The sequence below is a fragment of the Wenxinia marina DSM 24838 genome, from assembly GCF_000379485.1.
GTDB classification, from domain to species: Bacteria; Pseudomonadota; Alphaproteobacteria; order Rhodobacterales; family Rhodobacteraceae; genus Wenxinia; species Wenxinia marina.
Window position 1 is genome coordinate 1 of record NZ_KB902290.1, and the last position, 22,845, is coordinate 22,845.

Sequence of the window (22,845 nt, forward strand, 5' to 3'; positions counted from 1 at the left end):
CTGGCGGGACTGGCGCCGGTCGCGCGCGACTCCGGGATGCGCAGCCCGCCCCGCAGGATCGCCGGCGGCCGACCGGTGATCCGCTCGCTGCTCTACCTCGCCGGCCTGCAGGCCTCGCGCCGGGACCCTGCCTTCGCCGCCTTCCGCGCCCGCCTCGAGGCCGCCGGAAAGCGTCCCAAGCAGGCCATCATCGCCGTCGCACGCAAGCTCCTCACCGTCCTCAACGCCATGCTCCGCGACGCCAAGGATTACGCGACAGCCAACCCCTGAGGTTACAGTTGCCGGCTCAGGGCCGGGACGGGTGACGCTAGGTGCGACCCGCCCCGGCCTCCGAGCCGGGGCCTCGCGCGGCTTCACGCACCCACGCACCCACGCCCCTCTCACACCGCCATGATCCCCCCATCCACCGGGATCACCGTCCCCGTCATGAACGACGACGCCGGCGCGCACAGCAGGAGCGCCAGTCCCTTGATCTCCTCCGGATCGGCGATGCGGCGCATCGGGACCGTCTCGGCGAACATCTCGGCGATCTTCGGATCGCGGATCCGTCCGCCCGCGATGTTGGTGCGGAAGGGGCCGGGGGCGATGGCGTTCACGGTGATGCCGTGGGGTGCGAGTTCGACGGCGGCGTGGCGGACGGTGTTGATGACCGCGGCCTTGGTGGCGGCATAGGCGTAGCCGACCATCCGCTCGGACTTCAGCCCCGCGACCGAGGCGGTGGCGACGATGCGGCCGTAGCCGCGCGGCTTCATCGCCGTGGCGGCGGCGCGGATGGTGGCGAAGACGGAGGTCAGGTTGACCTCCAGCACGCGGTCCCACAGCTCGTCCCGGACGGCGGAGAGTTGGCCCTCCTCCGTCATGTGGCTGGGCCCCGCAGTGATGCCGGCGTTGGCGATGGCGATGTCGAGGCGGCCGTGGCGCTCGGCGATCGCGGCCACCTCGGCCGCGAGGCGCGGCCGGTCGGAAACGTCGAGGGGCAGCGCCTCGCCGCCGATCCGCTCCGCGGCGCTTGCGGCGGCGTCTCCGTCGATGTCCGCGCAGACCACCCGCGCCCCCGCCTCGGCCAGCACCTCGGCCATGGCCAGACCGAGTCCGCTGCCGGCGCCGGTGACGAGCGCCACCTGCCCGCCGAGATCGAATCGTTGCATGACACTCCTCCCGCTTCTGCCACTGTTTGTATGCAACAACGGGCAGATGGGCAGGGCAAGCCGATACGAGGTCGGGGCAGGAAATTGGCTTATCCTATGCTGATAATGCGGAGGTGCGCTGACGGGGCGCCGGCGAGCAGGTTGACCCGTCCTGCCGAAAAGGCATACCTTTCGCAAAGAGGAGCGCGGGTCACCGGACCTGCGGGAGGAGGCCCCATGCAGATCACCGAAGAGACCCTCACTGTCGCCGGTTGCCGCGTTCCCGTGCGCCGCAAGGGCGCCGGTGCGCCGCTCCTGTTCATGCACGGCGCGGCCGATGGCGGCGTCTGGCTGCCGGTCCTCGACAGGCTCGCCGACACCTGCGAGGTGATTGCGCCCGAGCATCCGGGCTTCGGCCAGGCGGACACGCCCGACTGGCTGGACGGGATCGGCGACCTCGCCTTCTTCTACCTCGAGTTCGTGCGCGAGCTGGGCGTGGGCCCGGTGCACGTCGTCGGCGCCTCGATCGGCGGCTGGATCGCCGCCGAGATGGCGGTGCGCGAGCCGCCCGCGCTTGCCTCCATGACCCTCTCCGCCCCCGCGGGCATCGCGGTGAAGGGCGCGCCGAAGGGGGACCTGTTCCTCTGGTCCCCGGAGGAGACGCAGCGCCGCCTGTTCAGCGATCCCGCCGTCGCGGAGGCGATGCCGCAGGCCGAGGGCGATCCGATGCTGGTGCAGATGAAGAACCGCGAGGCGACCGCCCGGCTGGGGTGGAATCCGCGGCTGCACAATCCCGACCTGCGCAAGTGGCTGCACCGCGCCCGCGTGCCGACGCTCATCGTCTGGGGCGCGGACGACCAGCTGCTGCCGCCGGTGGAGGGCGAAGCGTTCCGCGACCTGATCCCCGGCGCCCGGCTCGAGGTGCTGGCGGGCTGCGGACACCTGCCGCATGTCGAGCGGGCGGACGCCTTCGCGGACCTGACGCTGGCGCACCTCGCCGGCGCGCAGCCCGTCGCGGCCTAGTCGTCGGCCCCGGGAAGATGGATGATCGAATAGAGATGCCCGGCCATCGCCGCCTCGGCCCAGTCGGGGTTGCGGGCCTTCAGGGCGTCGATGATCTGCCGGTGCTGGACATGGGTCCGGCGGGTGCGGTCCTCGACCGGCTCGGAATACCGGTTGAAGATCGAGGCCGGCAGCTCCAGCGACGAGGCGAGAATCCTGTCCAGCCGCGGGCTGTCCGCGGCGGCGGCGATGATGCCGTGGAACTCGTTGTTCAGCTCGTCGAACAGGGCGAGATGCTCGTGCCAGCCGAACTCAGCGAAGGCCGCCTCGAGCCGGGCCTCGACGTCTTCCAGCCGGGCGAGGTCGGCCTCGCTGATGCGCCGCGCCGCGCGGCGGGCGCCGTGGCCCTCCAGCTTGCCGCGCAGGCGGAACACCTCGGCCACGTCCTCCAGCGAGAACTCGGCGACGTGCCCGCGGCGATAGCGCTCCAGCACGACGAGGCCTTCGGCGCTCAGCCGGGTCAGCGCCTCGCGCACGGGCGTGCGGCTGACGCCGATCCGCTCGGCCAGGCGCGCCTCGCGCAGCGATTCCCCCGGCGTCAACTCGCCGGTGATGATCGCGTGGCGGATGAAGCGGTAGGCGGTGTCGACGGCGCCGGTCGCGTCGGTCTGGTCAATGGCGCTCACGGGGTCCTCTCGATGGCGTCGGTCGATGTTAGGGGACGCGCCGCGGCGCGCCAAGGCGGGGTGTCATGAAGCTGGAACCGGGGCAGCGGGCCTACGTCACCGGCGCGGGGTCCGGTATCGGCCGGGCGCTGTGCCTGCGGCTGGCGCGGCGGGGCGTCGCAGTCGCGGCCTGCGACATCCGCGCCGAGGCGGCGGAAGAGACGGCCGGACTGGTCATGGCCGACGGCGGCACGGCGCGAAGCTACGCCCTCGACGTCAGCGACGCGGACGCGGTGATGGAGACGGCGGACCGGATCGAGGCGGAGATGGGCGAGGTCTCCCTCGTCTTCAACAATGCCGGCGTGGCGATGCACGGGGTGAAGATCCACCAGCTGACGATGGCGGAATGGGACTGGGTGATCGGCGTGAACCTCTACGGCGTGATCCACGGCATCCGCGCCTGGGTCCCCCGGTTGGTGGAGCGGGGGCGGCCGGCGCACGTGATCAACACCGCGTCGCTGGCCGGCTTCCAGGTGAACCCGGACTTCCTGACCGGCGCCTACTCGATGACGAAGTACGCCGTCGTCGCGCTCAGCGAGACGCTGGAGCTGGAGCTGAAGGAGCATCCCATCGGCATCTCGGTCGTCTGCCCGGCGGCGGTCGCCTCCGGCATCCACCTCTCCGGCCGCGCCCGGCCCGAGCGGCTCGGCGGCCCGGCGGAGCGGGAGGCGAACCACTTCCTCGGCGATCTCGTGAAGGACGGCCAGACCCCGGACGAGATCGCCGGCAAGGTGCTGGCGGCGGTGGAGGAGGGGCGGATGTTCGTCTTCACCCACCCCGAGACGAAGGCCTGGCTGGAGCGGCGGTTCACCCGCGTCCTCGGCGCCTACGAGCCGCCGCTGGTGGCGCCCGAGGAGGAGCGCAGCGATGCGGGATGACGTGGTGCCCCCCGGCCGGCCGCTGATCGTCGGCCTCGGCGGCACCAGCCGCCCCGGCTCGTCGTCCGAACGCGCCCTGACGCTGGCGCTGGACCGCTGCCGCGCCCGCGGCTGCGCGACCGAGACGGTGGTCGGCCCGCTCCTCGACCTGCCCGGCTTCGATCCGACCGACCCGCACCGGACGCCGGCGGCGCTGCGGCTGATCCGCCTGCTGCGGGAGTGCGAGGGCGTCATCGTCTCGACCCCCAGCTACCACGGCGGCTTCTCGGGCCTCATCAAGAACGCGCTCGACTATACCGAGGACATGGCCCGCGATCCCGCGCCCTACCTGCAGGACCGCCCCGTCGGAATCCTCGTCACCGCCTATGGTGCGCAAGGCATGGGCACGGCGCTGTCGGCGATGCGTTCCGTCGTGCACGCGCTGCGCGGCTGGCCGACGCCCTACGGCGCCACCATCGACTCCACCGCGAAGCCGTTCGCGGGAGAGCCGCCCGCGCCGGTCGTGGCGCAGATCCACCGCGTCGCCGACCAGGTCGCCGACTTCGTCTTCATGCGCCGCGCCACCATGCCGGCCCACCGGGAGGAGAGGACATGAGCACAGAGACCAGCACCCGCGAGGTGCGCGACGAGTTCTACGGGCGCCTGAAGGAGCAGGAGCTGGCACCGCTCTGGGAGGTGCTGAAGGGCCTCCTGCCGTCCGAGCCGAAATCGAAGGCCGGCATCCATCGCTGGCGGTACCAAGACGTCCGCCCGCTGCTGATGGAATCGGGCCGCCTGCTGACGGCGGAGGAGGCCGAGCGGCGGGTGCTGGTGCTGGAGAACCCCGCCTTCCGCGGGATGAGCCGGGCCACCTCGACGATGTATGCCGGCATCCAGCTGATCCTGCCGGGCGAGACGGCGCCGGCGCACCGGCACACGCCGTCGGCCCTGCGCTTCATCCTCGAGGGGGAGGGGGCGTTCACCGCCGTCGGCGGCGAGCGGACGACGATGCGGCGGGGCGATTTCGTCATCACCCCGTCCTGGGCCTGGCACGACCACGGCGCCGAGGGCGACACGCCCTGCGCCTGGCTCGACGGCCTCGACCTGCCGCTGGTGCAGTTCTTCGAGGCGGGCTTCAACGAGCACTACAACGACGAGCGCCAGTCGATCAGCCGCCCCGAGGGCGACAGCGCCGCGCGCTACGGCTCGGGCATGCTGCCGCTGAAACCGGAGAGCCGGTACGGCCTGACGACGCCGATCTTCAACTATCCCTGGGAGCGGACGCGCGAGGCGCTGGCCGGCGCAGCGGCGGGCGGCGCGCCGGACCCGCACGAGGCGGTGAGCCTGCGCTACGCCAACCCGCTCGACGGCGGCTGGGCGATGCCGACGATGTCGGCCTGGATGATGCACGTCCCCGCGGGGTTCGAGACGGCGCGCATGCGCTCCACCGACGGGATCGTCATGTGCCTCGCCGAGGGCGCGCTGACGGCGGAGATCGGCGACCAGACGATCGACCTGGACGAGAGCGACGTCGCCATCGCGCCGGGCTGGACGTGGCGCCGGTTCCGGGCGGCGAAGGACAGCTTCCTGTTCTGCTTCTCCGACCGGGTGGCGCAGGAGAAACTGGGTCTTTGGCGTGAGGAGAAGGGCTGATGCGGCTGTGCCGGTACGATGGGGGCCGCCTCGGCGTGGTCCGGGGCGACATGGTTCACGACGTGACGGACGTGCTGGAGCATCTTCCGCCGCTTTCCTGGCCCTGCCCGCCGGGCGATCACCTGATGAACCACTGGGACGAGATGCGCCCTCGGATCGAGGCGGCGGCCGAGCGGGCCGAGGGGCGGCCGGTCGCCGACGTCTCGCTGCTGTCGCCGGTCGCGAACCCGGGCAAGATCGTCGCCGCGCCGGTGAACTACCAGCTGCACCTCGACGAGAGCCGGGCGGACACCGGCATCAACTTCGGCACCGAGATCAAGACGATCCACGATTACGGCGTCTTCCTGAAGGCGACGTCGTCGCTGATCGGCGCCGGCGACAAGGTCGTGGTCGACTGGGACGACCGCCGCACCGACCACGAGATCGAGCTGGCGCTCGTCATCGGCAAGCGCGGCTTCCGCATCGCCGAGGAGGACGCGCTGTCCCATGTCGCCGGCTACATGATCGGCCTCGACATGACGATCCGCGGGACAGAGGACCGCTCGTTCCGCAAGTCTCTCGACACGTTCACCGTGCTCGGCCCGCACATGGTGACCGCCGACGAGATCGGGGATCCCGCCGGCCTTGGCTTCGCGCTGACCGTCAACGGCGAGCCGCGGCAGGCGTCGAACACATCGCTGCTGATCCTGAACGTGCCGCAGCTGATCGCCTACGCCTCGAAGGCCTACACCCTGCACCCGGGCGACGTCATCATGACCGGCACGCCCGAGGGCGTGGCGCCGGTGAAGCCGGGCGACACGATCCATGCGCGGATCGACAAGGTCGGCGAGATGAGCGTGGCGGTGGGCTGATGCCTCTCGACCCCGTCGCCACGGCAATCTCGCCGATCGAGGAGATCCTCGCCGACGCGCGGGCGGGGAAGATGTTCGTCCTGGTCGATCACGAGGACCGCGAGAACGAGGGCGACCTGGTCATCCCCGCCAGCTTCGCCACGCCCGAGGCGATCAACTTCATGGCCCGCCACGGCCGCGGGCTCATCTGCCTCGCCCTCACGGCCGATCGGGTGGACGCGCTGGGGCTGAAGCTGATGGTCTCGAACAACGCCTCGCGGCACGAGACGGCGTTCACCGTCTCGATCGAGGCGCGGGAGGGGATCACGACCGGCATCTCGGCGCACGATCGGGCGCGGACGGTGGCGGTGGCGATCGACCCCGGCAAGACCGGCGCCGACATCGCGACGCCGGGCCACGTCTTTCCGCTGCGCGCCCGCGACGGCGGCGTGCTGGTCCGGGCCGGCCATACCGAAGCGGCAGTGGACGTCGCTCGCCTCGCCGGGCTGCCGCCCGCCGGCGTGATCTGCGAGATCATGAAGGAGGACGGGTCGATGGCTCGCCTTCCCGACCTGATCCGCTTCGCGGCCGAACACGACCTGAGGATTGGCACGATCAGCGATCTCATCGCCTACCGCCTGCGCACCGACAGCCTGGTGACCGAGACCGAGAGCCGGGCCGTCACCTCGGCGTACGGCGGGGAATGGCAGATGCGCGTCTTCCTCGACCGGGTGAAGGGCGCCGAGCATATCGCCCTCACCAAGGGCGACGTCGGCGACGGGCGGCCGGTGCTGGTGCGCATGCACGTCCTTGACCCCGTGGAGGACGTCCTCGGCGTGCGCTCGCGCGGGTTCGACCTGGCCGAGCACGCGATGCGCGACATCGCCGAGGCGGGGCGGGGCGTGATGGTGCTGCTGCGCGACACGCGGATGAAGCTGGACCGCACCGGAGGGACCGCACCCACGGTGGTCCGGGACTACGGCGTCGGCGCGCAGATCCTCGCGGCGCTGGGCGTGCACGAGATCGACCTTCTGACCAAGGGCGCGGGGGTACGGCCCATCGCGCTCGACGGCTACGACCTGTCGATCCGGTCGGTGCGGCAGATCACCTGACCGCTACTTCGCGTGCGCCGCCTCGCGGTTCCTGGCATAGCCGAGGCGGGCGGAGAGGCGGTCGGTCACCTCCAGCAGCGCGCTCGCCGTGGCCTTGCGGCGCTGCCCGGTCACCGCCTTGTCCGGCCCGAGGAGCGTGACGGTCGCGAGGATGCGCCCGGTATGGTCGAACACCGGCGCGGCCATCGCGGCGAAGTTGGCGTTGATGTTGTTCGTCGACATCGCGAAGCCTCGCTCGCGCACCTCCTCGGTCACGGCCTCGAGGCTGCCCGCGTCGATCGGGTCGTATCGGTCCTTCCAGGCCGGGTCGTCGCGGCCGCGGCCCTCCAGCTCCTCGCGCAGGATCGGGCCAGTCTCGGACTCCGGCAGGTAGGCGAGGAAGACCTGTCCCGTGGCCGAGGCGGCCAGCGGCAGCACGTAGCCCAGCCGCACGGCGAGCGAGCCCTGGCGGTGGCCGTCGACCTTGGACACGATGCCGGGCCCGCGGTTGCCCCAGAGCGAGAGGTAGCTGGCGAAGCCGGTCGCCTGCTGCAGCGAGGTCAGCTCCTCGCGCGACATGTCCACGACGTCGAGCTGGCGCAGCGCCGAGTGGCCGAGCTGGATCGCGAACGAGCCGAGGCCGTAGTGGCCGGTGACCGGATCCTGCCGGGCGAGGCCCTCGCGGATGAAGCTGACGAGGTAGAGGTGCGCCTTGGACGGCGGCATGCCCGCGGCGGCGGCGATGTCGCGCAGCGGCATCGGCGATTCCGCAGCCTCCATGACCCGGATCACCTTGAAGCCCACCTCGATGGACTGGATCCGGCGTTGCCCGGCCTCGTCGTTCCTGTCGCGCTTCATGTCAGCTCCGGTCGGTCGCGTGCGGCCGTCCGGCGGGGCGGGGCCGAGGCGGCGCAACGAGGCGCCGATGGGCGTGGGTACGGCCATCGCAGCCGACCGGCAACATCCGCCCCCGGTCACTGGGCGCCGGGCGATGCGTTTGCGGGAACGTGCGGTCTGACGGCAACGGGCTACTTGTGCGGTGGGCGCCCCCGGACGGGCCGGGTGGACGGGACGGGTTCGACATCATCCTATCCGGTTGGACGGATGCGGCAAGCGGGGGTGCGCGATGGCACGGATGACGGGGGGCGAGGCGATCGCGGCGACGGTGGCGGCGCACGGGATCGACACGGTCTACGGCCTGCCGGGCGCGCAGGTCTACGGCCTGTTCGACGCGCTCCACCGGCAGGAGCTGCGCGTCGTCACCCCGCGGCACGAGCAGACCTGCGGCTACATGGCCCTCGGCCGCTTCAAGGCGACAGGCGCACCATCCGCGTACGCCGTGGTGCCGGGGCCGGGCGTCCTCAACACCGGCGCCGCTCTCCTGACCGCGTGGGGCTGCAACGCCGAGGTGCTGTGCCTGACCGGGCAGGTGCCGCGCGCCTTCCTCGGCCGGGGGCGGGGCCACCTGCACGAGATGCGCGACCAGCGCGGGACGCTGGAGGGGATGGCGAAGGCCGCCCTGCACGCGGGGTCGGTCGCGGAGGCGGGCGGCATGGTGGCCGAGGCGTTCCGCCTGATGCGCTCCGGCCGGCCGGGGCCGGTCGCGGTGGAGATGCCGTGGGACGTCTTTCTCGACACGGCGGAGACAGAGGCCGGAGGGCGGCTCGACGCCGATCCCGATCCCGATCCCGGCGACGCGGTCGGCGCGGCGGCCGCCGCCATCGCGCGGGCCGAGCGGCCGATGATCTTCGTCGGGTCCGGCGCGCTCGGGGCCGAGGCGCTGGTGACCGAACTGGCGGAGAGGATCGGCGCGCCGGCCGTCGCCTTCCGTTCGGGGCGCGGCGTGGTGCCGAACGCGCATGCGCTCGGCCTTACCGTCGCCGAGGCGCGGCACCTCTGGGCCGAGGTGGACTGCCTCATCGGCATCGGCACGCGGCTGGAAGTGCCGGGCTGGCGCTGGACGGCGCGGCCCGAGGTGCCGGTCGTCCGCATCGACATCGACGCGGCCGAGCTGGAGCGCACGCCGGACGCCCTCGCCCTCCACGGCCGCGCCGCACCGACCGTGGCGGCGCTGATCGAGGCGGTCCCGGCGGCGATGCGCACGCCGTGGCGCGAGCGGATCGCGGCGGCGCGGGAGCGGACGGCGGGCGAGATCGGCGCCGCGCCGCACGTCGGCCACCTGAGGGCGATCCGCGAGGTCCTGCCGCCGGACGGGATCTTCGTGGAGGAGATCTGCCAGGCCGGTTTCTCCTCGCTCTTCGCCTTCCCGGTGGAGAAGCCGCGGACCTTCCTGTCGTCCGGCTACCAGGGCACCCTCGGTTCGGGCTATCCGATGGCCCTCGGCGCCGCCGACGCCCGGCCGGACGTGCCGGTCGTCTCCATCGCTGGCGACGGCGGCTTCATGTTCGTGGCGCAGGAGCTGGCGACCGCCGCGCGCTACGGCCTCGGCGTGGTGTCGGTGGTGTTCGACAACGGCGCGTTCGGCAACGTGAGGCGGGACCAGGTGGAGCGGTTCGGCGGCCGCCTGGTGGGGTCGGAGCTGGAGAACCCGGACTTCGCCGCGCTGGCCGAGGTGTTCGGCGTCCGTGCGGCCCGGGCGGACAGCCCGGAGGCCTTGCGCGCCGCGCTCACGGTCGCGCTCGAGGCGGGCGGGCCGTGGCTGGTGCACGTGCCGGTCACGGGGGCGGAGCCGAGCCCCTGGCCGTTCCTGGGGAGTGCGTGAGCGGAGCACGCCGGAGGGTCGGGCGGGCCTCTCGCAAGGGCCGCCCGAAGCCGATCGGGGCCCCGGGTCGAGCCCGGGACGGGCGGCAACGATTGTCCCGCCCCGGCCTTGAGCCGGGGCCCCGATGGGGGTGGCGGGACGTCGATAGGGTGGTCGGAGTGGATCGGGGTCCCGGGTCGAGCCCGGGACGGGTGCTGCCTGAAAGGGTGTCCCGCCCCGGCCCTGAGCCGGGGCCCCGAAGGGCTTGGAGAGGTTGTCCGGTGCCGATCGAGGTCCCGGGGCAGGCCCGGGACGGGCGGTCCTGTGGCGGCAGTTTCCCGCCCCGGCCTTGAGCCGGGGCCCCGATGGGGGTGGCGGGACGTCGATAGGGTGGTCGGAGTGGATCGGGGTCCCGGGTCGAGCCCGGGACGGGTGCTGCCTGAAAAGGCTGTCCCGCCCCGGCCCTGAGCCGGGGCCTCGAAGGGCTTGGCGAGGTTGTCCGGTGCCGATCGAGGTCCCGGGTCAAGCCCGGGACGGGCGGTCCTGTGGCGGCGGTTTCCCGCCCCGGCCTTGAGCCGGGGCGCCGACGAAGCTTGGCGCGCCCCCGCATCGTAGGATGGTTTTCAACCCATCACTCCACCCCTACCGCCACTTCCTGACCGCCGGGTCCAGCCCGAACAGCCGCGCCGCATTCAGCCCCAGTATGTTCCGCTTCGCCGTCTCGGACAGGAACGGCAGGTCCACGATCTCCTGCGGGAGGTCGAAGTCGAAATGCGGCCAGTCCGACGCGAAGAGGAGCTGGGTCTCGGCGTTGATCATCTTCAGCGTCAGCTCCAGCGCCTCCATGTTGGAGGTCTCCATCGGCTGGGTCGTGTACCAGCAGTTCTGGCGCATGTACTCGCTCGGCCGCCTGGTCAGGTGCGGCGCCTCGGACGGGCGCATCAGGTACTGATCGTCCAGGCGCTGCATCAGGAACGGGATCCAGGCCAGCCCCGACTCCACCCAGATCGACTTCAGCCCCGGAAACCTCTCGGGGATGCCGTTCAGGACCCAGTTCGTCATGTGCACCATGTTGCACCAGACGAACCCCAGCGCGTGCATGCCGAGGAAGCGGTTCACCGTGGCGAGCGACGGATCCTGCCAGTGGTACGCCGCATGGAAGGCGATCGGCAGCCCGCGCTCCTGCAGCATCGCGTAGGTGCGCATGTAGTCGTTGTGGTGCACCGGCTTGTGCCGCACCGACGGCACGCAGAAGCCGATGATGCCGGGCTGGCCGGCGAATTCCTCGACCGTCCGCTCCGCCTCTTCCGGCACGTTGAACGGCAGGTAGGCCAGCGTCTTGATCCGGTCGTCCGCCTTCAGCACCCGGTCGATGAGCCAGCGGTTGTAGGCGCGGCCGAGATAGACCTCCATCTCGGGCTGGGGATGCAGGCCGAGGGTGAGCATCGGGGTGGGGAACAGCACCATGTAGTCGACGCCGAGCGACTCCATCGCCCGCCGCGTCAGCGTCACGTCGCGGTGGACGGAGGTGTCGTCCACCTTTTCCCGCACCCCGGCCTGGTGCGGGATGCGCCCGCCGACGTCCTGGTACTTGAGCCCGAGGTCGCCGTTCAGCCCGTAGGGCGGCGCGCCGGTCTTCTCCTGCTGGTACAGCAGCGCCTGGTGGCGGATCACCGGGTCCTCGATGTACTCGCACAGCTCGGCCCACGAGACCGTCTCGACGTGATGGGCGTCCACGTCGCAGACCAGCCAGTCCTGCAGGCCGCGCGCCTCGGCGCCGGCCCTCGCATGGGCGAGCTGGTCGCGGGTGTCGGTGAAGACGTCGATCTCCTGGACCTTCAGCGCCTCGGCGCGGCGGGAAACCGTCTGGTCCATGCTCAAACCTCGTCCGGGCGGCGGCGGTAGAACAGGGCGAGCTCCATCGGCCCCAGATGGAGCGCCCGCAGGATTTCCGAGACCGCGGTCAGCGCCTCGGTCGGGGTGACGACGTCGCCCTCGCCCGAGAGCGGGCGGAAGGTCCGCTCCTCGCCGTCGGTGCGGGCGGCGTAGAGGCGGATCGCCGCCGTCATCAGGTGCGCGATCGCCTCGTCCGGAACGCGCGACGCCTCGCCGTCCCTCACCAGCGCGGCGCTGTCGGCGTCGAGCCGGGCGGCGGCCTCCTCGATCCAGGCGTAGGCGTCGTTGCGGAGCGGCTCAGAGGACGACATAGACCGCCTCCTCGGTGACCCGCAGCCGCGCCGGGCGCAGCTTCATCCGGCTGCCCTGGCTGGCGCCGGTGGCGAGGTCGAACTCCCAGCCGTGCCACGGGCAGGCGACCTGCATCCGCGTCTCGTCGTAGGCGAGGGTGCGCGTCGTGCCGTCGGCCTGCAGCGGCTCGGTGACGCGGGGATAGACCCGGCCCTGGCAGACTGGCCCCTGCCGGTGCGGGCAGACATTGTGCCACGCCTTCAAGGCGCCGCCGATCCGGAAGACGCCGATCTCGACCCCGTCGCAGCTGACCACGCGGCGGCCGCCTTCGGCAATCTCGGCCGGGTGGCCGACATGGTACTCCATTGCTCTCCTCCGCCGCGTTCAGTAATGTTGAATACGTTCATCATTATGCTACCGCGGACAAGGTGAGGGGACAAGAAGGGGTCATGGACGGACCGCAGGGAATCCGGTCGGTGGAAACGGGGCTCGCGCTCCTCGGCATCGTCGCGGCAGGGGCAGGGCCGATGCGCCTGTCCGAGGTCGCGGCGGCCGCACGCACCAGCCCCAGCCGGGCACGGGGCTACCTCGTCAGCCTCGTCCGCGCCGGCTACGTCGCGCAGGACGGGGCGGGGCGCTACGCGCTCGGCGCCGCCGCGCTGGATCTCGGCCTCGTCGCCCTCGGCCGGCTCGACGCGCTCGCCGCCTGCCGCGCCGCGATGGCGCCGCTCGCGGCCGAACTGGGCGAGACGGTGGCGCTGTCGCTCTGGTCCGAGAGGGGGCCGGTGGTGGTCGACAAGATCGAGAGCGGGGACCGCATCTACGAGGTGCGCGTCGGTGCGGCGGTGACGCTCTGGCCGACCGCGACGGGGCGGGTGTTCCTTGCCTGGCTGTCGCCGGGGCGGTGGGAGGGGCTGCTGGATCTGCCGGCCGGGGAGCATGAGAGGTTGCCCGCGCTGCTGGACGAGACTCGCGCCGCCGGTGTCGCCGGCACGCTGCCGGCGACGGTGCCCGGCTTCTCCGCCCTCGCCGCGCCCGTTCTCGACCATCGCGGCGAGCTGCGCGCCGTCCTGACCGTCCTCGGCCGGGCCGAAAGCTTCGACATCGGGCGAGACGGGGCCGCCGCGGCCGCGCTGCGCGCCGCCGCCGAGGGTGCGTCGCGGGCGCTGGGCCACCGGGCCGGAGCCTGACAGGCGTATCAGGTTGCCTTACATACGCGCCGCCCCTAGCGTCCGGGACGTGGCCGGCAGGGAGGCAATGGGATGCAGGAAGTCTGGCGCGGCGGCGTGGCGGCCTGGGAGTGCGACGACAACGGGCACCTCAACTCCCGCTTCTACGTCGCGCATGCGATGTCGGGCCTCGCGGTCCTGTTCGCCCGGCTCGGTCTGCCGGGGCTGTTCGCACCCGGCTCGGCGACGACGCTGCTGCCGCGCGACGTGCACATCCGCTATCACCGCGAGTCCGCCGCCGGCACGGCGCTGCGAATGGAGGGCGGACTGCTTTCTGTCGGGGAGGCGGGGGCCGACGCGGTGTTCGTGATCTCCGAAGTGGGCGGGGGCGACCTGCGGGCAACCGTGCGACTGGGAGTCTCCAATGTCGACGCCGCCTCGCTCGGCCCCGCCGGGTGGCCGGCCGGGGCGCTTCGCGACCTCCCCCTCGTCGACCTTCCCGCCGCCGCTGCCCCCCGCGGCGTCGCGCCCGCGCCCGCGGAGACGGCCGCGTCGCTGGAAAGGGCCGAGGCGCTTGGCCTCGTCCCCATCGGCCTGGGCGCGATCGGGCCGGCGCATCTCGACGCGTTCGGCCGGATGGCGCCGCACATCGCGCTCGGCCTCGTCAGCGACGGCATCCGCACCCTCAGCGCCCCCTTGCGCAAGATCGTCCTCTCCCACGCCGACCCGCGCCCGTCCCGGGTCGGCGGGGCGGTCCTCGAGATGCGGGTGGTGCACCACGCCTGGCCCCGGGCCGGCGACCTCTACGACATCCGCTCCGGCCTCGACGGGGTGGAGAAGAACGTGAGGTCGATGACGAGCTGGATCCTCGACCCGGTCAGCGGCCGCCCCTGGGCGAGCCTGCAGGCCATAGGCGTCGATTTCGACCTGGAGGCGCGGCGGATCGTACCGATCGCCGAGGCGGCGCGGGCGGAGCTGTTGGAGCGGGTGGTGCCGGGTCTGGGGCTCTGATCGCCGGAGTGGATCGGGAGGGCAGGGTCTGGCCGGGGGCAGACGCTCCGACATCGAGGTGGGGCACTTGATCCCACCACCCCCGGACGATCTTCAGCGTCTCGCAGGTGGCACGGAAGCGTCTGGCCGGGGGGCGGCCAGACGCTGCCCGGGCCGCTTCGCGGCTGTTCCGGGCAGGGGAGGCGGCAGGTGCCTTGCAACAGCCCGCTGGATTACACCGGATCGGGCTAGCGGAACCGCTCGGCCGTCGCGACCGAGTTGAGGAGCGCCGCCAATTCCTTGCGCGTCGCCAGCGACGCCTCGGGCGCGCGGATCAGGAACGCCTTCACCGCCCGCACGACCGCGACCGAATTGCCGGCGAGGCCGGCCGCCGCCGCCTCGACCGTCTCGTCCAGCGCGGCGTCGTCCGCCACCTTGCCGATGAGGCCGATCGCCTTCGCCTCGTCCGCGCTCACCGCGTCCCGCGTCAGCACCATCCGCGCCAGCGTCGCCCGGCCGACCCGGTCGGCAAGGGCGTCCATCACCAGCGTCGGCGCGATGTCGTGGTTCATCTCGGGCACCACGAACGTGGCCGAGCGGCCGGCGATGGCCACGTCCGCCAGCGCGGCGAGGGCGCAGCCGACGCCGGCCGCCTTGCCCTGCACCCGCGCGATCACCGGGACCGGGACCGAGCGCAGCGCGGCGTAGAAGTCGAGGACCGGCTCCGAGATGAGCGCCCGCAGGTCGACCGCGGTCATCTGCGTGCCCTTGGGCGGCATCACCGACGCCCGCCCGGTGCAGAAATCCGCGCCCGCGGCCGACATCACGACCACCCGCGTCTCCGCCGGCAGGTCCGCCAGCCGCGCCGCGATCTCGGTCGCCATGTCCGGCGTCAGCGCGTTGCCCGCGTCCGGCCGGTCCAGCGCGATGCGGAGGATCCCGCCCTCCGCCTCGATCCTGACGTCGCTCATCCCCGGCTCTCCTCGATCGCCTGCCAAATCCTCAGGGGCGTCACCGGCATCTCCAGGTGCCGCACCCCGTACTCCGCCAGCGCGTCCGCCACCGCGTTGGTGCAGGTGGCGAGCGCGGGCGTCGTGCCGCCCTCGCCGCCGGGGCGGAAGCCCATCGGGTGGCTCGTCGCCGGCACCTCGCTGAGGTCGGTCGTGAACATCGGGAAGTCCCCGGCGCGCGGCAGCTGGTAGTCCATCAGCGAGCCGGTAACGTTCTGCCCCATCTCGTCGAAGGCGTAGCCCTCGAACAGCGCCTGACCGACGCCCTGCGCGATCCCGCCGTGGGTCTGGCCGTGCAGGATCATCGGGTTCAGCGCCCGCCCCACATCGTCGACCGAGGTGTAGCGCACGATCTCGTAGGCGCCGGTGTCGGGGTCGATCTCCAGCTCGCACACCGCGGCGCCGTAGGGAAAGGCGAGGCCGGCCGTCACCTTGTCGCCCACCGCCGCGATGGGGCCGCGCAGGTCTTCGGGCAGGTCGTCCGACGCCTCGGCCGCGCCGGCGAGGTCGAAGAGGTGGGTCACCACGTTGCTGTCGGCGAGGCGCAGGTAACCGTCCGAGAACTCGACGTCGCCCGCCTCGGCGCCGTTCAGCGCGGCGAAGACCGCCCTGGCCCGCGCGATCACGCCGCGGCTCGCCTCGTCCATGACGATGGAGCCGAAGCGGAGCGACCGGCCGGAATGCGACCCGCCGCCGGCGAGGACCACGTCGGTGTCGCCGGTGCGGATCGTCACCTCGTCCACCTCGAGGCCCAGCCAGTCCGCGACCAGCTGTGCGAACGCGGTCCGGTGCCCTTGCCCCGTATCCTGGGTGCCGAGCACGACCTCGACCCGCCGCTCGCCGGGGATCACCGTCACCTCGGCCCGCTCGCGCGGGATGCCGCCCGTGCCTTCGATGTAGTTGGCGAAGCCGAAGCCGAGGCGCTTGCCTCGCGCCCGCGCCTTTTCGCGCCGGGCGGGGAGGCCGGCATGGTCCGCCAGCTCCAGCGCGCGGTCCATCGCGGCGATGTGGTCGCCGCTGTCGTAGGTGATGCCGAACGGGTTGGTGTAGGGGAACGCCTCGCGCGGGATCATGTTGCGGCGGCGCAGCTCGATCGGATCGAAACCGCATTCGCGGGCGGCGAGGTCGACGAGGCGCTCGATCGCGTACATCGCCTCGGGCCGGCCGGCGCTGCGGTAGGGGATCGTCGGCGGCGTGTTGGTCAGCACGGCCCGCGCCGTGGCATGGGCGACCGGCACCCGGTAGAGGCCGGTCATCAGCTGGATGCCCTTGTTCAGCGGCACGTAGGACGCGGTATGCGCGCCGATGTTCGAGGTGTTGACCGCCTTCAGGGCGAGGAAGGTGCCGTCCTCGTCCATCCCCAGCTCGACCCGGACGTGCAGGTCGCGGGCTTGGTAGTCGGTGGAAAACGCCTCCGACCGCTCGACCAGGTGCTTCACCGGGCGGCCGGTCTGCCGCGCGGCGTGGGCGATGACGACGAACTCGGGATAGGTCGCGTTGCGGGTGCCGAAATTGCCGCCGACGTCGCCGGGGGCGACGATGCGCACCCGCTCCACCGGCAGGCCGAGGGTCTGGGCGATGCTCTCGCGCATCTGCACGACGCCGGTCCCGCCGGAGCAGCGGACGGTGACGCGGCCGTCCTCCTCCACCCAGGCGGCGGAGCTGCGCGGCTCCATGTGGACGCCGGTCACGCGGTTGATCTGGCTGTCGAAGACGACGCGATGCGCGGCGCCGGCGAGGGCGGCGTCGGTCGCCGCTTCGTCGCCGATCTCGGCCTCGAGGGCGAGGTTGCCGGGCACGTGGTCCCAGAGCTGCGGCGCGCCGTCCTCCAGCGCGGCGAGGGCGGAGGTGACGGCCGGCAGCTCCTCCCACTCCGCCTCGATCAGCTCGGCCGCGTCCTTGGCGGCGGCGACGCTGTCCGCGATCACGGCGGCGAACGGCTCCCCGGCAAAGCGGCTGCGGTCCAGGATCAGCGGCGGGTGGTCCGTCCGCGCCCGCTCCGACCCGTCGCGGTTCTTCAGCGCGATGTCGGCGCCGGTGAGGGACGAGCCGACGACGTGGGGGATCGCGCCGATGCCGGCGGCCTGCAGGTCGGCGCCGGTGAGCACCGCGACCACGCCCGGCATCTCGCGCGCGGCCGAGACGTCTATGGAGACGAGACGGGCATGAGCATAGGGCGCGCGGGCGAAGACCGCCCACGTCGCGTCCGGCAGGTGGATGTCGTCGGCGTAGTCGCCCTGCCCGCGCAGCAGGCGCAGATCCTCCTTGCGCCGCACGCCGGTCCCGATCAGCGTCATCGGATGCGCCTCCTCCCTGGCCCTCCCGACGGTCCTAACGTCCGATCATGACGAACGCAATGCGTCATCGTCAAAACGTCAGGCGACGTCCGTCCCGCGGTTGAGTACGAAGCCCCGCCCGCGCGCCAGGAAGTCCTGCCACAGCCGGCCGACCCGGTCCGGCTGGTCGACCTCGATGGAATGGGCGGCGTCGAAGACGAAGACGCGCTGGGACTGGCGGATCTCGCGCTTCAGCGTCGCGGCGGCCTCGGGCGGCACGACCGGATCCTCGGTGCCGATCAGGATCAGCGTCGTCGCCTCGATCTCGCCGAGGCGGGCGACCATGTCCGCGTCCTCGCGCTCCAGCCCGCCGGAATAGCGCCCGTAGGCGGCGGCGTTGCCGGCGCGGACCTCCGCGCTCTTCGGCGCCGTGTCGATCCGGTCGGGGTGGGCGTAGAGCGCCCGCTGCAGCGCCTCGGGGTCGGCGGGCAGGCCGCCCTTGCCGCCAAAGCGCAGGCCCGCGGGCACCTGCAGTATCAGGTGATCGACGAGGTCCGGCGCCTCGATGGCGAGCCACTGGGCGACCCACGCGCCGAAGGAGGCGCCGATGACGTCGAGCCGTTCGATCTGCTGCGCCCGGATGAAGTCCGCGACCAGCGCGGCGTAGGCGCGGACGCTGTCCACACCCTCCAGCGCGTCGGTGCCGTCGAAGCCGGGCGCGATCGGCGCGAGAACGCGGTGCGTCTCCGTCAGGTTGCGCAGGGGCCGCGACGGGGCCAGGCCGGCGGCGGCATGAAGGTACAGGACCGGTTTGCCGGCGCCGGCCTCGTGCCAGTGAAGGGTGCCCTGCGGCAGGTCCGCGGTGCGGGGGGTGAAGTCCATGCGCGGGTCCCTCAGGCGAATTCGGGGCGGACGCGGTCGCGGAACAGCTCCATCCCGCGGCGGACCACCGTGGCGGGCATGTTGCCCACGCGGTTGGTGAGGTTGAGGATGCCGCAGCCCAGTTCCTGCTGCAGCCGGCGGATCTGCCGCACCACGCTCTCCGGGCCGCCGCAGATGATCGAGCCGGCCTCCACCTGCTCGGCCACCGAGCGGCCGCGCAGCGCCTTGAGCCGGGTCTGGAAGCTGTCGCCGATGTCCTGCCCCTGGTAGTAGCGCGACTGCTGCAGCACCAGCTGCTGCGCCTCGCGCTGCGGTCGCATCAGGGTGTGGTGGAAATAGGCCTGCGCCTTCTCCATGTGGGCGAAGGCCTCCTCGTCGGTGTCGGCGAGGCAGAATTGCTGGCCGACGAGGATGTCGTCCGCCTTCGGCTCCCACCCGTAGCCGTTCGAGACGGTGCGGAAGTGCTCCACCGCCTCGCGGGCGCTACCCAGGTCCTTGATCAGCGTGATCCCCATGATCGCCCGCATCTTGGCGACGTATTCCGCCGACTCGGCGTTCGAGGCGGACATCAGGATGCGCGGATGCGGTTTCTGGATCGGCTTGGGCCAGACCGACACGGCGGGGAACTGCCAGTGCTCGCCCTCCCAGCCGAAGGGCTCGTCCTCGGTCCAGCATTTCAGGATCAGTTCGGTCGCCTCGCGCAGGCGGGAGCGGCTCTCGGACGGGGGGACGTTGTAGCCGACATATTCGTGCGGGATGCCGCGCAGGAAGCCGGCGATCAGCCGCCCGCCCGACATCACGTCGAGCACGGCATATTCCTCGGCCACCCGCACCGGGTTCAGCAGCGGCAGGAGGTTCCCCATCACCGCCACGTTCGCCCGCTTCGACCGCATGGCGAGGTTGCTGGCGACGAGGTTGGGGTTCGGGTTCAGGCCGTAGGGGCTGTAATGGTGCTCGTTGCAGCCGATCCAGTCGAAGCCGTGATCCTCGGCGTCCAGCAGCTCTCCCACATATTCGTGGTAGAGGTCGTGGACCCTGCGGCTGTCGACCCGCGCGGTCGAGACCGGCCATTCGTGCGGCTCGGTGTCGAAGTCGGGGTAGGGCATCAGGTGGAAGAAGCTGAACCTCACGACGCGGCCTCCATCTGCGCCACCGCTCCGGCCTCGCGGAGCGCAGGCATCACGTGGGCGGCGAAGGTCTCCATGTTCTTGCGGGTCAGGTCGGCGGGCAGGGTGCCGAACTGGAGCATCGTCAGGAGATGCCCGAAGCCGATCTCGCGGTGGCACTCCAGCAGCCGGTCGCGCACCGTCTGCGGCGAGCCGCAGATGAACTTGCCGTCGGCGATGACGCTGTCGATCGTCTGCTTGGTCGACTGCGCGGCCTTGGCCTTCATCGCGCCGACCATCGATTTCACCGAGGTGTAGCCGGGTGGCAGCAGCATCTCCATCGGCATGCGCAGCAGCTTCTGCAGGAAGGCCTCGATATGGGGCTTCGCCTCCTGCCGCGCCTGTTCGTCGGTGTCGGCGACGTAGACCGGCAGCGACCAGCCGAGCTTGTCGTCCGTCGCCTCCCAGCCGTTGCGCCGCGCGGTCTCGCGGTACTGGTTCATGTATTTCGCGACGGTGGAGACCGAACTGAAGGTCTGAAGGTAGGTGTAGCGACGCGATGGGTGGGCGGCCCATTCGATCGTCTCGGTCGAGCCCTGGCTCGGCACCCAGATCGGCGGATGCGGGTCGTCCTGGTAGACCCGCGGCCAGACGTTCACGTAGTCGAACCGGTAGTGCTTGCCCTCGAACCGGGTCGGCCCGGGCTCTGTCCAGGCCTGTACGATCAGGTCGTGCGCCTCGTGGAAGCGTTCGTGGCTGAAGGCGGGGTTCACGCCCCAGGAGTGGTACTCGGCGCCGATGCCGCGGACCATGCCGGCGATCAGCCGCCCGCCGGTAATGTTGTCGATCATCGCGAACTCCTCCGCGATGGTCAGCGGGTTGTTCACCAGGGGCAGAGCGCGGCCGAGGACGGCGATCTTCACCCGCTTGGTTGCGCGGGCCAGCGCGCCGGCCATGACGCCGGGGATGGGCATCAGGCCGTAGGCGTTCGAATGGTGCTCGTTCACGCAGATGCCGTCGAAGCCCAACTTCTCGGCATATTCCAGCTCGTCCAGGTAGCGGTTGTAGAGGGCGTGGCCCTTCTTCGGATCGTAGTAGGTGTTGGGCAGCGTGACCCAGGCCGAGTCGTGATGCTCGTCGTAGGCGAGGTCGAGATCCGCGTACGGCATCAGGTGCATGAAGTAGAATTTCATCTCTCGCCACTCCTCCGCGGGCAGGACGTCTCGTCCCGAAAATGTATAACTTTCCGCGACCGGTCAACCGAAATACAGTATCTAACCGCGTTCGACATTATCCAAGTTTCCTTGGTATTTTCGCGCTGTAGCGATGATTGCAGTGGCATGGGCCGTTCCGATCTCTGGTATGCCTTTGCCTTTCGACGCGGGTTCGACGATGCCTGAAACGGCAAAAGGTATGCACTTGACCCACCCCCACCCCCGCTGTCTAAGTCGGGGAGACCGGCGCGCAGGGCCGCCGGCCCAACGGGAGGATCCGCCTTGACCGCACCCATCCGCCAGCGGGCGGCCCGCCGCCCATGAAGGACGCGCGCCCCGACAGCGGCTTTGCCGCAGAGGAGATCCTCGGCCGGCTCAAGGCCTCCGGAATCGACGTCCTGCTCGCCAACGGCGGCACCGATTTCCCCTCGATCATCGAGGCCCTCGCCGGCCAGGCCGAGAGCGGCATCGAAATGCCCGAGGCCCTCGTCGTCACCCACGAGGGCGTCGCGCTGGGAATGGCGCACGGCTACTACCTCGCCAGCGGGAAGCCCGCGGCGGTGATGGTGCACGTCAACGTCGGCCTCGCGAACGCGGTGATGGGTCTCATCAACGCCGCTTCGGACCGGATTCCGGTGCTGATGCTGTCGGGCCGGACGCCGCTGACCGAGGCGGGCCGCTTCGGCAGCCGCAACAGCCCGATCCACTGGGGACAGGAGATGCGCGACCAAGCGGCGATGATCCGCGAGGTCGTGAAGTGGGATTACGAGCTGCGCTACCCCGAGCAGGGCGTGCTGGCCGTCGACCGCGCCCTTTCGGTCGCCCAGTCAGAGCCGAAGGGGCCCGTCTACCTCAGCCTGCCGCGCGAGGTGCTGGCCGAGGCCGCGCCCGCCGGCGGCCGCGCCGCCGCCCCGCCGCCCGCGCCCGTCGCCTACGGCGCGCCGCCGCCGGACCTCGTCGCCGAGGCGGCCCGGATCCTCGCGCAGGCCGAGCGGCCCGTCATCATCACCCAAGGAATCGACGTCCGCGGCTTCGAGCCGCTCGCGGGCCTGGCCGAGCGCTGGGCGCTGCCGGTCGTCGAATACTGGTCGACCCGGCAGGCGCTGCCGACCTCGCACCCGATGCATGGCGGGCGCGAGCCGACGGATTGGGTGAAGGACGCCGACGCGATCCTGACCGTGGATGCGATGGTGCCGTGGATCACCGACCACGTACAGCCGCCCGAGGGTTGCAGGGTCATCGCCCTCGGCCCCGACCCGTCGTTCCGCGCCGCGCCGATGCGCAGCTTCCCGGCCGACCTGACGCTCGCCGGCGGCACGCTGGCCGGGCTGCAGGCACTCGACGCCGCGATGGGAGAGCCGCCGGCCGAGCGGACGGACGCCCTCGCCGCCCGCCGCGAGCGGGTCTCGGCGCTGCGCGACGACCGCGTGGTAGATGCAGTAAAACGCGCCGAGGCCGGCTCCGGCACTCCGATGAGCCCGGCCTGGGTCGGCAGGTGCCTGAACGAGGCGGCGGGGCCGGAGGCGATCTACTTCAACGAGCTCGGCATCGACCCGACCGTGATGCAGTTCGACGAGCCCGGTACCTTCTTCTCGTCGCCGCTGTCGGGCGGCCTCGGCTGGGGCCTGCCGGCCGCGATGGGCGCCGCGCTCGCCGACCGCTCGCGCACCGTCATCGCCTGCGTCGGCGACGGCAGCTACATGTTCGCCAACCCCGTCGCCTGCCACCAGACCTGCGCCGCGCACGGCCTGCCGGTGCTGACGGTCGTGTTCAACAACGGCATCTGGAACGCGGTCCGCCGCTCCACCCTCTACATGTATCCCGACGGCAAGGCCGCGGCCGCGAACGTCATGCCGATCACCGCGCTCGAGGGCGGGACCGACCACGCCGCCATCGCCCGCGCCCACGGCGCCCATGCCGAGAGGGTGTCCGACGGCGCCGACCTGCCCGCCGCGATCGGGCGGGCGCTCGCCGCGACGAAGGCCGGACAGCAGGCGCTCCTCGAGGTGATGGTGAGCTACTAGG

The 22,845-nt window shown here is 71.7% G+C and carries 22 protein-coding genes; 11 read left to right on the forward strand and 11 right to left on the reverse strand.

Translation table 11 applies throughout. The annotated features are described in order from the left end of the window. Nucleotides 1-270: transposase (locus A37W_RS21550; RefSeq protein ID WP_018300961.1), on the forward strand; the 270-nt coding region annotated here is incomplete at its 5' end. Nucleotides 271-380: 110 nt separating this feature from the next. Here A37W_RS21550 and A37W_RS0110950 read toward each other — a convergent pair. After that, nucleotides 381-1,148 carry an SDR family NAD(P)-dependent oxidoreductase gene (locus A37W_RS0110950; protein WP_018303081.1) on the reverse strand — a complete coding sequence of 256 codons (768 nt, stop codon included), beginning with the start codon at nucleotides 1,146-1,148 and terminating at the stop codon, nucleotides 381-383. 216 nt (nucleotides 1,149-1,364) lie between these two features. Here A37W_RS0110950 and A37W_RS0110955 point away from each other — a divergent pair, with 216 nt between their 5' ends. Further along, nucleotides 1,365-2,150, forward strand: a complete 786-nt coding sequence (locus A37W_RS0110955; RefSeq protein ID WP_018303082.1) for an alpha/beta fold hydrolase — start codon at nucleotides 1,365-1,367, stop codon at nucleotides 2,148-2,150. Here A37W_RS0110955 and A37W_RS24550 read toward each other — a convergent pair. Further along, nucleotides 2,147-2,815, reverse strand: a complete 669-nt coding sequence (locus tag A37W_RS24550; RefSeq protein WP_018303083.1) for a GntR family transcriptional regulator — start codon at nucleotides 2,813-2,815, stop codon at nucleotides 2,147-2,149. The two genes, A37W_RS0110955 and A37W_RS24550, sit on opposite strands and share 4 nt — an antisense overlap. Nucleotides 2,816-2,880: 65 nt before the next feature. Between A37W_RS24550 and A37W_RS21555 the strand changes: the two genes are divergently transcribed. The 5 genes from A37W_RS21555 to ribB are packed head-to-tail and all read left to right on the forward strand — an operon-like array spanning nucleotide 2,881 to nucleotide 7,306. Then, nucleotides 2,881-3,732, forward strand: coding sequence for an SDR family NAD(P)-dependent oxidoreductase (locus A37W_RS21555; RefSeq protein WP_018303084.1), 852 nt, complete (start codon nucleotides 2,881-2,883; stop codon nucleotides 3,730-3,732). Then, on the forward strand, nucleotides 3,722-4,327 hold the full coding sequence (locus A37W_RS0110970; RefSeq protein ID WP_018303085.1) for an NADPH-dependent FMN reductase: 606 nt from the start codon (nucleotides 3,722-3,724) through the stop codon (nucleotides 4,325-4,327). The genes A37W_RS21555 and A37W_RS0110970 overlap by 11 nt, the downstream gene beginning before the upstream one ends. Beyond that, nucleotides 4,324-5,364, forward strand: a complete 1,041-nt coding sequence (gtdA, locus tag A37W_RS0110975) for a gentisate 1,2-dioxygenase (protein WP_018303086.1) — start codon at nucleotides 4,324-4,326, stop codon at nucleotides 5,362-5,364. Before A37W_RS0110970 ends, gtdA begins: the two co-directional genes overlap by 4 nt. Then, nucleotides 5,364-6,215: a fumarylacetoacetate hydrolase family protein gene (locus tag A37W_RS0110980; protein WP_018303087.1), complete on the forward strand. Its 852-nt coding sequence runs from the start codon at nucleotides 5,364-5,366 to the stop codon at nucleotides 6,213-6,215. Before gtdA ends, A37W_RS0110980 begins: the two co-directional genes overlap by 1 nt. Beyond that, nucleotides 6,215-7,306 carry a 3,4-dihydroxy-2-butanone-4-phosphate synthase gene (gene ribB, locus A37W_RS0110985; RefSeq protein ID WP_018303088.1) on the forward strand — a complete coding sequence of 364 codons (1,092 nt, stop codon included), beginning with the start codon at nucleotides 6,215-6,217 and terminating at the stop codon, nucleotides 7,304-7,306. The genes A37W_RS0110980 and ribB overlap by 1 nt, the downstream gene beginning before the upstream one ends. Before the next feature lie 3 nt (nucleotides 7,307-7,309). Here the strand turns inward: ribB and A37W_RS0110990 are convergent, their stop codons facing one another. Next, complete coding sequence (locus A37W_RS0110990) at nucleotides 7,310-8,143, reverse strand: IclR family transcriptional regulator (RefSeq protein WP_018303089.1); 834 nt, start codon at nucleotides 8,141-8,143, stop codon at nucleotides 7,310-7,312. A gap of 268 nt (nucleotides 8,144-8,411) precedes the next feature. Here A37W_RS0110990 and A37W_RS0110995 point away from each other — a divergent pair, with 268 nt between their 5' ends. Then, nucleotides 8,412-10,007, forward strand: a complete 1,596-nt coding sequence (locus tag A37W_RS0110995) for a thiamine pyrophosphate-dependent enzyme (RefSeq protein WP_026198432.1) — start codon at nucleotides 8,412-8,414, stop codon at nucleotides 10,005-10,007. 621 nt (nucleotides 10,008-10,628) lie between these two features. On the opposite strand, the gene A37W_RS0111000 is transcribed toward A37W_RS0110995, so the two are convergent. Genes A37W_RS0111000 through A37W_RS0111010 form a run of 3 tightly spaced genes read right to left on the reverse strand, consistent with a single transcriptional unit; the run spans nucleotide 10,629 to nucleotide 12,539 of the window. Continuing rightward, nucleotides 10,629-11,861, reverse strand: a complete 1,233-nt coding sequence (locus A37W_RS0111000; RefSeq protein WP_018303091.1) for an amidohydrolase family protein — start codon at nucleotides 11,859-11,861, stop codon at nucleotides 10,629-10,631. A gap of 2 nt (nucleotides 11,862-11,863) precedes the next feature. Further along, nucleotides 11,864-12,193: a hypothetical protein gene (locus A37W_RS0111005; RefSeq protein ID WP_018303092.1), complete on the reverse strand. Its 330-nt coding sequence runs from the start codon at nucleotides 12,191-12,193 to the stop codon at nucleotides 11,864-11,866. Next, nucleotides 12,180-12,539, reverse strand: coding sequence for a Rieske (2Fe-2S) protein (locus tag A37W_RS0111010; protein ID WP_018303093.1), 360 nt, complete (start codon nucleotides 12,537-12,539; stop codon nucleotides 12,180-12,182). Before A37W_RS0111010 ends, A37W_RS0111005 begins: the two co-directional genes overlap by 14 nt. Before the next feature lie 83 nt (nucleotides 12,540-12,622). On the opposite strand from A37W_RS0111010, the gene A37W_RS0111015 reads away from it, so the two are divergent. Continuing rightward, nucleotides 12,623-13,363, forward strand: coding sequence for an IclR family transcriptional regulator (locus tag A37W_RS0111015; RefSeq protein WP_018303094.1), 741 nt, complete (start codon nucleotides 12,623-12,625; stop codon nucleotides 13,361-13,363). A gap of 72 nt (nucleotides 13,364-13,435) precedes the next feature. Continuing rightward, nucleotides 13,436-14,353: an acyl-ACP thioesterase gene (locus tag A37W_RS0111020; protein WP_018303095.1), complete on the forward strand. Its 918-nt coding sequence runs from the start codon at nucleotides 13,436-13,438 to the stop codon at nucleotides 14,351-14,353. Between the two features lie 227 nt (nucleotides 14,354-14,580). Here the strand turns inward: A37W_RS0111020 and A37W_RS0111025 are convergent, their stop codons facing one another. The 5 genes from A37W_RS0111025 to A37W_RS0111045 form a co-directional block, all read right to left on the reverse strand. Further along, the gene (locus tag A37W_RS0111025) at nucleotides 14,581-15,303 is read right to left on the reverse strand and encodes an enoyl-CoA hydratase/isomerase family protein (protein ID WP_018303096.1); all 723 of its coding nucleotides are present in this window, start codon (nucleotides 15,301-15,303) and stop codon (nucleotides 14,581-14,583) included. Then, complete coding sequence (locus A37W_RS0111030; protein ID WP_018303097.1) at nucleotides 15,300-17,639, reverse strand: xanthine dehydrogenase family protein molybdopterin-binding subunit; 2,340 nt, start codon at nucleotides 17,637-17,639, stop codon at nucleotides 15,300-15,302. The genes A37W_RS0111025 and A37W_RS0111030 overlap by 4 nt, the downstream gene beginning before the upstream one ends. Nucleotides 17,640-17,717: 78 nt before the next feature. Then, entirely contained in the window at nucleotides 17,718-18,500 is a 783-nt protein-coding gene (locus tag A37W_RS0111035; RefSeq protein ID WP_018303098.1) for an alpha/beta fold hydrolase, read from the reverse strand. Nucleotides 18,501-18,511: 11 nt separating this feature from the next. Then, entirely contained in the window at nucleotides 18,512-19,630 is a 1,119-nt protein-coding gene (locus A37W_RS0111040; protein ID WP_018303099.1) for an LLM class flavin-dependent oxidoreductase, read from the reverse strand. Then, on the reverse strand, nucleotides 19,627-20,799 hold the full coding sequence (locus tag A37W_RS0111045) for an LLM class flavin-dependent oxidoreductase (RefSeq protein WP_018303100.1): 1,173 nt from the start codon (nucleotides 20,797-20,799) through the stop codon (nucleotides 19,627-19,629). Before A37W_RS0111045 ends, A37W_RS0111040 begins: the two co-directional genes overlap by 4 nt. A 341-nt stretch (nucleotides 20,800-21,140) precedes the next feature. On the opposite strand from A37W_RS0111045, the gene A37W_RS0111050 reads away from it, so the two are divergent. Then, complete coding sequence (locus A37W_RS0111050) at nucleotides 21,141-22,844, forward strand: thiamine pyrophosphate-requiring protein (protein WP_018303101.1); 1,704 nt, start codon at nucleotides 21,141-21,143, stop codon at nucleotides 22,842-22,844. Nucleotide 22,845 lies beyond the last annotated feature (1 nt).

Excerpts from the sequence above, each read along its gene's own strand:
- A37W_RS0110950 (WP_018303081.1), bottom strand. The coding sequence starts at position 1,148 with ATGCAACGATTCGATCTCGGCGGGCAGGTGGCGCTCGTCACCGGCGCC.
- A37W_RS0110955 (WP_018303082.1), top strand. The coding sequence starts at position 1,365 with ATGCAGATCACCGAAGAGACCCTCACTGTCGCCGGTTGCCGCGTTCCC.
- A37W_RS21555 (WP_018303084.1), top strand. The coding sequence starts at position 2,881 with ATGAAGCTGGAACCGGGGCAGCGGGCCTACGTCACCGGCGCGGGGTCC.
- A37W_RS0110970 (WP_018303085.1), top strand. The coding sequence starts at position 3,722 with ATGCGGGATGACGTGGTGCCCCCCGGCCGGCCGCTGATCGTCGGCCTC.
- gtdA (WP_018303086.1), top strand. The coding sequence starts at position 4,324 with ATGAGCACAGAGACCAGCACCCGCGAGGTGCGCGACGAGTTCTACGGG.
- A37W_RS0110980 (WP_018303087.1), top strand. The coding sequence starts at position 5,364 with ATGCGGCTGTGCCGGTACGATGGGGGCCGCCTCGGCGTGGTCCGGGGC.
- ribB (WP_018303088.1), top strand. The coding sequence starts at position 6,215 with ATGCCTCTCGACCCCGTCGCCACGGCAATCTCGCCGATCGAGGAGATC.
- A37W_RS0110990 (WP_018303089.1), bottom strand. The coding sequence starts at position 8,143 with ATGAAGCGCGACAGGAACGACGAGGCCGGGCAACGCCGGATCCAGTCC.
- A37W_RS0110995 (WP_026198432.1), top strand. The coding sequence starts at position 8,412 with ATGGCACGGATGACGGGGGGCGAGGCGATCGCGGCGACGGTGGCGGCG.
- A37W_RS0111000 (WP_018303091.1), bottom strand. The coding sequence starts at position 11,861 with ATGGACCAGACGGTTTCCCGCCGCGCCGAGGCGCTGAAGGTCCAGGAG.
- A37W_RS0111005 (WP_018303092.1), bottom strand. The coding sequence starts at position 12,193 with ATGTCGTCCTCTGAGCCGCTCCGCAACGACGCCTACGCCTGGATCGAG.
- A37W_RS0111010 (WP_018303093.1), bottom strand. The coding sequence starts at position 12,539 with ATGGAGTACCATGTCGGCCACCCGGCCGAGATTGCCGAAGGCGGCCGC.
- A37W_RS0111015 (WP_018303094.1), top strand. The coding sequence starts at position 12,623 with ATGGACGGACCGCAGGGAATCCGGTCGGTGGAAACGGGGCTCGCGCTC.
- A37W_RS0111020 (WP_018303095.1), top strand. The coding sequence starts at position 13,436 with ATGCAGGAAGTCTGGCGCGGCGGCGTGGCGGCCTGGGAGTGCGACGAC.
- A37W_RS0111025 (WP_018303096.1), bottom strand. The coding sequence starts at position 15,303 with ATGAGCGACGTCAGGATCGAGGCGGAGGGCGGGATCCTCCGCATCGCG.
- A37W_RS0111030 (WP_018303097.1), bottom strand. The coding sequence starts at position 17,639 with ATGACGCTGATCGGGACCGGCGTGCGGCGCAAGGAGGATCTGCGCCTG.
- A37W_RS0111035 (WP_018303098.1), bottom strand. The coding sequence starts at position 18,500 with ATGGACTTCACCCCCCGCACCGCGGACCTGCCGCAGGGCACCCTTCAC.
- A37W_RS0111045 (WP_018303100.1), bottom strand. The coding sequence starts at position 20,799 with ATGAAATTCTACTTCATGCACCTGATGCCGTACGCGGATCTCGACCTC.
- A37W_RS0111050 (WP_018303101.1), top strand. The coding sequence starts at position 21,141 with ATGAAGGACGCGCGCCCCGACAGCGGCTTTGCCGCAGAGGAGATCCTC.